Source organism: Streptomyces botrytidirepellens, assembly GCF_003721215.1.
GTDB classification, from domain to species: Bacteria; Actinomycetota; Actinomycetes; order Streptomycetales; family Streptomycetaceae; genus Streptomyces; species Streptomyces himastatinicus.
The window spans coordinates 21,460-30,319 of record NZ_RIBZ01000086.1 but is presented as its reverse complement, the minus strand read 5'-3'; the positions used below and the strand labels follow the sequence as shown (position 1 = coordinate 30,319).

Annotated in this window: 5 protein-coding genes; 4 read left to right on the top strand and 1 reads right to left on the bottom strand. The window is 65.8% G+C overall.

The window, feature by feature from the left end:
• Window positions 1-110: 110 nt before the first annotated feature.
• Entirely contained in the window at window positions 111-1,631 is a 1,521-nt protein-coding gene (locus EEJ42_RS06405; RefSeq protein WP_123099001.1) for a long-chain-fatty-acid--CoA ligase, read from the bottom strand.
• Window positions 1,632-2,424: 793 nt separating this feature from the next.
• Between EEJ42_RS06405 and EEJ42_RS06400 the strand changes: the two genes are divergently transcribed.
• The 4 genes from EEJ42_RS06400 (at window position 2,425) to EEJ42_RS06385 (ending at window position 8,828) form a co-directional block, all read left to right on the top strand.
• Entirely contained in the window at window positions 2,425-5,181 is a 2,757-nt protein-coding gene (locus tag EEJ42_RS06400; RefSeq protein WP_184502968.1) for a helix-turn-helix transcriptional regulator, read from the top strand.
• 367 nt (window positions 5,182-5,548) lie between these two features.
• Complete coding sequence (locus EEJ42_RS06395; RefSeq protein WP_123098999.1) at window positions 5,549-6,673, top strand: sulfotransferase family protein; 1,125 nt, start codon at window positions 5,549-5,551, stop codon at window positions 6,671-6,673.
• A gap of 52 nt (window positions 6,674-6,725) precedes the next feature.
• A complete protein-coding gene (locus EEJ42_RS06390) occupies window positions 6,726-7,964 on the top strand; it encodes an aminotransferase class I/II-fold pyridoxal phosphate-dependent enzyme (protein ID WP_123098998.1) in 1,239 nt (412 codons plus the stop codon).
• A gap of 3 nt (window positions 7,965-7,967) precedes the next feature.
• The gene (locus EEJ42_RS06385; RefSeq protein WP_123098997.1) at window positions 7,968-8,828 is read left to right on the top strand and encodes an SDR family NAD(P)-dependent oxidoreductase; all 861 of its coding nucleotides are present in this window, start codon (window positions 7,968-7,970) and stop codon (window positions 8,826-8,828) included.
• The last annotated feature ends 32 nt before the right edge of the window (window positions 8,829-8,860 follow it).

The window sequence follows — 8,860 nt, the reverse complement described above, 5'->3', positions numbered from 1 at the left end:
GGCGCCCTCGGGCGCCGGGGGCCGGCGGCTGTCCAAGCGATCACTGGCGCGTGAGGGACCCGAACGTGCCAACCGTCCCGCTATCCCTCAGGAAACCCTGGCAGGCCGCGTCAGCCGATGTTGCGCTTGAGAATCTTCCCTGTGGACGTCATGGGCAGGGCGTCGACGTATTCGACGATGCGTGGATACTTGTAAGCGGCCAGGTGATCTTTGGCCCAGGCCCGGAGCTCGGCTTCGGTCGTGGGATCGTTGGTGTTCTTGACGACGACGGCCTTGATCTCCTCTCCGTAGGATTCGTGGGGGACGCCGATGACCGCGACGAGGGAGACGGCCGGGTGCTCCATGAGCAGTTCCTCGATCTCGCGCGGATAGACGTTGAAGCCGCCACGGATGATCACGTCTTTCGACCGGTCGACGATGTAGTAGAAGCCGTCTGCGTCCTTGCGGGCCAGGTCTCCGGACCGGAACCAGCCGTCGCGGATCGCTTCGGCGGTGGCTTGGGGGCGCTTGTAGTAGCCCTTCATGATGTTGTGCCCCTTGATGGCGATCTCACCGATGGTGTCGGGGCCGTCCTTGGCGTCGGACCAGTCGTCGTTGATGAGCTTCATCTCGACGCCGGGGATGGGCACGCCGATGGAGCCGACGCGTGGTTCCTGGCCGGGGACGGAGAAGGCCGCGGCCGGCGCGGTCTCGGACAGGCCGTAGCCTTCGAGGATCGTGATGCCGAAACGTTCCTTGAACAGACGGTGGATCTCGCGTGGGAGTGCTGATCCGCCGGCGACGGCGACGCGGAGGTTGGCCGCGAGGGCGGTGACGTCGACAGAATCGCCGAGCGCGCCGAGCAGCGCCCCGTACATGGTGGGGACGCCGGCGAAGGATGTCACCTGCTCCTTGAACATCAGGTGGAGTGCTGTGGCGGCGTTGAAGCGGGGCAGCATCACGAGGGTGCCGGCGGAGCCGAGGCAGACGTTTTGGACCACGGTCTGGCCGAAGGAGTGGAACAGTGGCAGTACACACAGGCAGGTGTCGGGCCGGCCGGCGGTGACTCCCAACAGTTCTCCGCTGACCAGAGCATTGTCGCGCATGTTGCGGTGGCGCATTTCGGCGCCCTTGGGCCGTCCGGTGGTGCCGGAGGTGTAGAGGAGGACAGCCGTGTCGTCCTCATCGGTGCGCACCGTGTCGAAGGTGGGCGGTTGGGCGTCCCAGGGCAGGTCGGCGGTGGGGTCGACAATGAACAGATCGAGGCCGGGGGCGTCGGCCACGGCTTGGCGTGCGGCGTTGCCGATGGGCGACTCGGGGGTGCCCTCGAACGCGAAGTAGGCTTTTGTATCGGAGTCGTCGAGGTGGTAAGCGATCTCTCGCGCCTTGAGCATCACGTTCAGCGGCACCACCGTGGCACCCGCCTTGAGGATGCCGTAGTAGATCACGGGGAAGTACGGCAGGTTCGGCATCGACAGGGCCACCTTGTCGCCGTTGCGAATGCCTGTCGAGACCAGCAGATTGGCCACCTGGTTGGCTGCGGCATCGAGCTGGGCGTAGGACAGGCGGGTCCCGTCGAAGACGATTGCGGTGCGCTCCGGATACCGGGTGACAGAAAATTCCAGCAGGCTCGCGAGGTTGTATCGGACCACGACGGAACCTCCGGTTCATGACGGGTGCTCGTAGCGGGCTGAGGGCTTCTCCTGAGGAGGTTGATCAGCTTAGCGGCCACCTGTTGAGGCAGTTCGGCTCCGAGGAGGTGCGACCGCACGTCGAGTTGGCCGTAACTCGACCATGGATTGTCCTGGGCATTCAGAGCCCTCTGGCGCGCACCCGGTCCCCGCACCTGGCCCGCACATCGGTTTGCGGTTCGAAACGTTCTCAGCGGATCTCTGGCGCACGCCGTGCTGCGGCCCACTGCCGAGGCATGCCCAAGGAGGGCGGGGCGTCTTCCTGGTCTCCCCTCAATATCCGCGATGTCAGATGCCGACGAGGTCGCAAAATGACCCAAAACCATCCCTTTTGGGTGGCGCGTCCCCGCGTCGGTTGCTAGCGGATTTCGGCCATCCGGCGAGGACTAGGGGATCTGCTATTTCTTCCATGGTAGGTGCGGCTGCTGGGTCGTCCAGTAGCGGAATGAAACATGCGAACGGTAAAGTTCATGGGTACGGAAGTTGTATGGGTGGTGAACGGGGTTGACCGTCGGGCTGTGTGTGATTGCAAATCAGTTCATGAGGGAGTCCTGGCGTGTGGACCCATCGCGGGCATCCCTTTTTTGCTCTCTCTTTGGTCTGCGTCTGCCGAGATAGGGTGAGTTGCCCTTTAGGGTAGATGCAGATCGCAGTAATTGCTTTGATGTGCTGTGGCAGTACGGGGGTGGTCCGTTGTCCTGTCTTCCGGTATCGGCGACGGGATTTGTGCTGTAAGGATAGGCAGGAGGTCCCCGTGTACTTGGTCGAACGAGGCGCGGAATTGGCGGGAATCGCCCACTTGTTGAAATCGAGCGCGGCGGGCCGTGGCGAGTTCGTTGTCGTCAGCGGCCCGGCCGGGTGTGGTAAGTCAGCTCTGCTGGCCGCTTCGTCGGACCTTGCCCGGGCGCGAGATATGAGAGTCCTGTTCGTCGGCCGCGGGGCCGGATTCGGCGGGCATACGAGGGTCGACGTGGTGGGTGCGGTCAGGGGGCTGGTGGAAGAGGCCACCGGGGACTCGTCTGCGAGAGAACTCGGAGAACTGGCTCAGCAAATGCTGAATCTCGCGAGTTCGGCGCCGATACTGCTGGTGGTGGACGATGCCCATTTGGTCGACCGGGATTCGTTCACGCTGCTTCGGGAGGTGGGCTGCCGGGTCAAGGATGCCCCTCTCAGCGTGCTGGTGTCCAACCCCAGGAACACAACTCCCTGGCAGAATTTCAAGGAGCCCGCCCCCCTGCTCCACCGGGTGAGAAAACGGAGAATCAGCACCGGGCCGTTGACCCGGGCAGGCGTCACTGACCTGGCGCGATTACGGCTGGGCGTCGAGCCGACGGCAACCCTGGTCGACGAGCTTATCGCCGTGGCAGGTGGAAACCCCTTCCTCACGCAAGCCATTCTCGATGATGGCGCAGCCGCACGCGGAGCGGACCGGAACGTACCGGTCTTCGGATCGGCGTTCACCCATGCCGTGCTCTCGTGGCTTCGTGTCCCGGCCTGTGCGCAGTTGGTCGAGGTCGTGCAGGCGATGGCCGTATTCGGTACCTCATGCAGCCTGGAACGGTTGAGTCACACGGTCGATGTGGAGCCAAAGAGGCTGCGCGACATACTCGACGGTCTGATCGCAAGCGGTGTGGTGTCGAGCCAGTTGGTGCTGCATCCGCGCATCCAAGAGGTTCTTCTCAAGTCGGCGGACTACACCACGCTGTTTCAATTGCGATCGCGCGCAGCCGAAGTGCTTTACGACGACGGTGAGCCCGCGGAAGACATCGCCCGGCAACTCCTCATGAACGGATCGGCCCCGCAGCCCTGGGCGGTGAGCATTCTGCGGGAGGCCGCCGAGCATGCGGCACTGTCCAACCGGTACGAGGACGCAATCATGCTCCTGCGATTCGCCTCGCGCTGGTGCGCTGACGATGGCACGCGGACGGAGATCAACGCCAAACTGGTGGACATCGGCTGGTGGCTGGAGCCATCGGCTGTCTCGCGTCGGCTCAGGTCTCTGCTGGAAAGCGCGCGTAATGGCTGCCTGTCCAGTCGGTGGCTGGCGCGACTCGCGAGACGACTCGCCTGGCTGGGCAGCGCCGACGAGGCCGACGAGGTGCTCGGTCTGTCTCTTGCCTCGATGAACGAAACTTCTGACAACTGGATCGAACTGGCCATCAGCGATTTCTGGATCTCCCATCTCTTCCCCGGGATGACGCGCGCCACCTCTCGCCGGGGCTCCGAGATGCCCCCCGAGATGTTCGTGGGCGGATACCCCTGGTTGTCCAGCGCCCGGGAGCTGCCTGCTCTGCTCGTCGCGGGGAAGCAGGACACCGTGCGGCTACGGGCGGAAGAGATCCTGCAACGGTGTCGTCCCAATCCCACGAATCTGGAAGCGGTACAGGTCGCGCTGTTCTCCCTGTTGGCGGCCGAGCGCCATGGTCCCGACAGATCCTGGCTCGCGGGGCTCGCGTCGGAGCCCGGCGACGAGACCAGCCCGCCGCGATGGCGCTCGATGCTGTGCGTGGCGGACGGAGTCGTCTCCTTGTGGCGGGGTGAACTATCGGATGCGGTGCGTTCCGTGGAGCGAGCCCTGGGGCAGCTCGACATACAGCACTGGGGGGCGCTCATGGGACTGCCCCGCGGCGTGATGCTCCTGGCGATGACCGAACAAGGCAGGCATCGGGAGGTGGCTGACGAACTGTTGCGGCCGATGCCGCCCTCCTTCGCCCGGAGCCCGTACGGACTGGTCTATTTGCGGGCGCGCGGCCGTCACCATCTCGCGACCGGCGGCCTGCAAGCCGCGCTCGCAGACTTCCGTAGTTGCGGTCACATCCTTGGCTCGTGGGGCATGGAACTGCCCGGTCTGGTGCCGTGGCGGCTGGATGTGTCCCAGACACTGCTGCTGCTCGGGGAAAGGGATGAGGCGCGACTCCTGGCGGAGGAGCATCTCGATCTCTTCCCCGCGACACCGTCACGCACCCGTGGCATAGCCCTGCGCCTGCGTGCGATGGCCTCGCCGCTGGGTCGCAGGGCAGCCGGCCTCCGCGAAGCGGTCACGGAGCTCGAACGAAGCGGCGACGCGCTCGAACTGGCCCGCACTCTCGGCGCCTTGGCGCAGACGTATCAGCAGACCGGCGAACTGGCCTACGGCCGGAAAACGCTGGGCAGGGCGGAAAAGCTCGCCCGGCGCCTGGGCTGCGGCTGGGCGCTGAGGGAAATCTCCGCGGCCGCCGCATCGAGCAGGACACCGTCCGACCTGGTGTCGCATCACATCGAATCAGGCCGTACGCCGACGCCGACTCCATCGCTTACGAGTACGTCCTCGTCCTGGGGAGCGACGTACCCGGACCTTTCTGCGGCCGAAGGGAAGGTCGCCGATCTGGCGGCGCAGGGCTTCACCAATCGGGAGATTGCCGACGCGCTCTATGTGACGGTCAGCACCGTGGAGCAACATCTGACGCACATCTACCGAAAGCTGAACATCCGTGGCCGTGCCCAACTGGCTGGTCTGGTGGGCAGCATGTGACCGGCCGGTCCCGCCCCTGGACACCTGTCTGAGCCGGGGGCCCCGACCGCAGTTCCGCTACCGGGCCGTTGCGGGGACGAGTTGACGGTGCGCGGTGTGCTTGCGCGCAGACCGGTGACATCAGGTGGGGTGCTTTAGGGGGATGGCTGGGGTGTGGGTGAGGTCTCCTGGCTGTTTGTATCTCGGCGTGATCCATGAGGTGTGAACGCGGCCGTCACGACCGCGTGTCCCGACCTTCGAGCCTGGCCGGGAGGCGCCGCAGCGTGGGGGCATCGTCCTGGCCACCGTGCATTGGCCGTCCACGACCGACCGTCCGGTAGCGCGGTGTCGCGCGTCGTTTTCCTTCAACTCGCAAGGAGTATCTGTTGTGAATGCTGTGGCAACGGTGGACTCCCTTCACGTCAAGGCGACCGAGCTCACAGGTCTGCTCGACTTCGGTTCACCTGACTACCTCGAGGGCCTGGAGGTGGTGCTCTCCTCCCTCGACAAGGACGCCGGCCTGACTCCGGCGGGCGTGGAGCAGGCCCGCTCCGAACTGACCGAGATCCTCGTCAGCCGCCTGCTCAGCGAGGACGGCTGGAAGAAGTACCCGGAGCACGCCGAGGTCCGTATCGAGCGGCCGGTCTTCATCACCGGTATGCCGCGCACAGCGACGACCGCGCTGCACCGGCTGCTCACCGCTGACCCTGCCCATCAGGGCCTGCCGATGTGGCTGGGCATCGCACCGCAGCCACGGCCGCTCCGGTCACAGTGGGCCGCCAACCCGCACTTCCAGCAGATCGACAAGGACATCCGCGACTTCGTCGACGCCCGCCCCGGCTATCTGGGACTTCACAACACCTCGGCCGCGGAGCCGGATGAATGCTGGCTTCTGCTTCGCCAGTCGCTGACCTCGTTCTTCTTCGAGTTCAGTTGCTACGTCCCCACCTACTCCAAGTGGCTGGCCGGCCGGGACCTGCGTCCCTCCTACCAGCGTCACCGCCGCAACCTGCAACTGATCGGGTTGACCCGGCCCGGTCGCCGCTGGGTGCTCAAGGACCCCGGACACGCATTCGGCATCGACGCCCTGCTCGATACCTATCCCGACGCGCTGGTGATCCAGACACACCGGGACCCGGCCACGGTCGTCCCCTCCCTGTGCAGCCTTATCGACAAGCACACCAGCGGCGCGTCCACCGTCTACCGCGGTGAACTGCTCGGCCGGGCCGCGCTGGACCTGACGCACCGCGGGCTGTCCGCGTTCACCGAGGCCCGGCGCAGGCACGATGCGCATCGCTTCTACGACGTGTGGTTCGACGACTTCGCCGCCGACCCGATCAGTGTTGTCGAGGACATCTACGCCCGTCTCGATGCCCCGCTGACCGACGAAACACGCGCGAGGATGGTCGAACTGCAGTTGAAGGACGACAAGAGGCGCTCGCACACGTACGAAGCGGCCGACTTCGGTCTGAGCTCCGAGCTGATCAACGAACGGTTCGGTGCGCTGCAATGACCCCGCACCTCTCCGTCAAACCCCTGCCGGCTATGTGAGACGAGGAAGCGTTATGACACTGCCCCTGACGGCCTCCGCCCTGAACGAGTGGGGTTTCACGGAGTGGATGCGGGCCAGCAAGGCCAATCAGGAAGCCTACGACGACATATCGGTCCTCGACGATGCCAGCGACGCGGTCGTGACCGTCGACGGCCGCAAAATGGTGAACTTCGCGAGCATCGGCTTCCTGGGATGGCAGCACGATCCCGCAGTGCTGCGCGCGTTCACCGACGCCGCACACTCCTACGGCCTCGTCACCGGGGGCTCCCGGATCACCCAGGGCGTCAACAAGCCGCACCGCGAGGTCGAGTCGCTGTTGTGCGAGATCACCGGAAGGCAGCGCGCGCTGACCTTCGCGTCCGGCCTCCTCGCCAACGTCGGCTTCGTCCATGCGATGACCACGCGGTTCTCGTTCAACCAGCAGTCCGGCATGGACAACACCGACTCGGTTCTCGTGCTGGACCGGGACTGCCACTGGAGCGTGTGGAAGGCCGCCGAGAAGCTCAAGCGAAACCAGAACCTCTTCACCTTCCGCCACAACGACATGGCGGACCTGCGCAGGGTGCTGGGTGAGGTCCGCGGCCGCAAGGTGGTCGTCTGCTTCGAAACCGTGTACTCCGCCGACGGCTCCATGGCCCCGGTCGCCGAGATCGCCGACCTGTGCGAGGAGTTCGGCGCACTCAGCTTCGCCGACGATGCCAACGGCTTCATGGTGTACGGCAATGGAGAGCCCCGGTTCGCCGACGAGTACGAGGCACTGCGCCGGGTGACCTTCCTGATGGTGTCGTTCTCCAAGGCCGTCGGCCTCGAGGGGGGCGCGCTGATGGGGCCTGCCGACGCCATCGAGGCGTTCGAGTACATGTCGGGCACGTCGATGTTCACCGCTGCGATCCAACCGCCCACCGCTGCCGCGATCGCCCATGTGCTGCGCAGGATGACCGCTGACCGATCGGCGATCAGTCGCTATCTCGACCGGGTCGACGCACTGCGTGCCCAGTTGACGGCCATTGGCTGCGTCATCAGCCCAACCCCCACCTATGTCACCTCGATCCACGTCGGCGACGACGAGATCGCCGAGACGCTGCGGCTGCAGTTCGCCGAGCGCGGGTATTTGGTCCCGGTCTTCCGCTACCCGGCGGTCAAGAAGAACAACGCCGTGATCAGGCTGCTGCTCAACGACAGGCTGTCCCAGGACCATCTGGACGGCTTCGTCGAGACGCTGGCCGAGCTCAAGCGCGAGCACGGATTCTGAGCGATGGTCCCCGACACCCCACCAACCGGACTGAACAGGCCGCTCGCGCTGGTCACCGGCTGTTCCAGCGGCATTGGTCTGCGTACGGTACCCGCGCTGGTACGCAGGGGTTTCCACGTGGTGGCCACGATGCGTGACGCGGAGCGCCGGGCGCGGCCGGGGGAACTGACAGGTGAGCACGTGACCGTGCTGCCACTGGACATCCGCAGCGCAGAATCGGTCCGCGGGTGCGTCGGCACGGTGCTCGACATGGCTGGGCGGATCGACGTCCTGGTCAACAACGCCGGGATCGCGCCACCCAACTTCGCCGAGGAAGCTCCCTTGTCGCAGTGGCGAGAGGTGTTCGAGACCAACGTGTTCGGCCACGTGTCCGTGACCAACGCGGTGCTGCCCTCGATGCGCGCGGCCGGACGCGGCCGGGTGGTGATGGTGTCCAGCCTCAGCGGCCGGGTGCCGACCCCGCTGCTGGGTGTGTACTGCGCGTCCAAGTTCGCCATCGAGGGCTATGCGGAGACACTGCGGCTGGAACTGCGCAGCACCGGTGTCCGGGTGGCGCTGGTCGAACCGGGGGCGTTCCGCACCGGCATCTGGGACTCCCCGATGCTGGCCGCGGACTTCCCGCAATCCTCCGACTACGCCCGCGACTTCGCGCGGTTGCGGGCGTTCTACACCGACTACATCGCCCACCACCTCGGCAACCCGGACCGGGTCGCCAAGGCGGTGGCGCGAGTGGCCACCGGGCGCACCAGCCGGTTGCGGCACCCGGTCGGCGCCGACGCGTGGACGCAGATCGCCCTTCGCGCGGTGCTGCCGTGGGCCGCGTACGAGCGTGTGGCCAGGGCGCTGGTCGGACTCGGGGGCTAGCCATGGGGTTCACTACGGAGTCCGGAGGTAGT

Excerpts from the sequence above, each read along its gene's own strand:
- EEJ42_RS06390 (WP_123098998.1), top strand. The coding sequence starts at position 6,726 with ATGACACTGCCCCTGACGGCCTCCGCCCTGAACGAGTGGGGTTTCACG.
- EEJ42_RS06385 (WP_123098997.1), top strand. The coding sequence starts at position 7,968 with ATGGTCCCCGACACCCCACCAACCGGACTGAACAGGCCGCTCGCGCTG.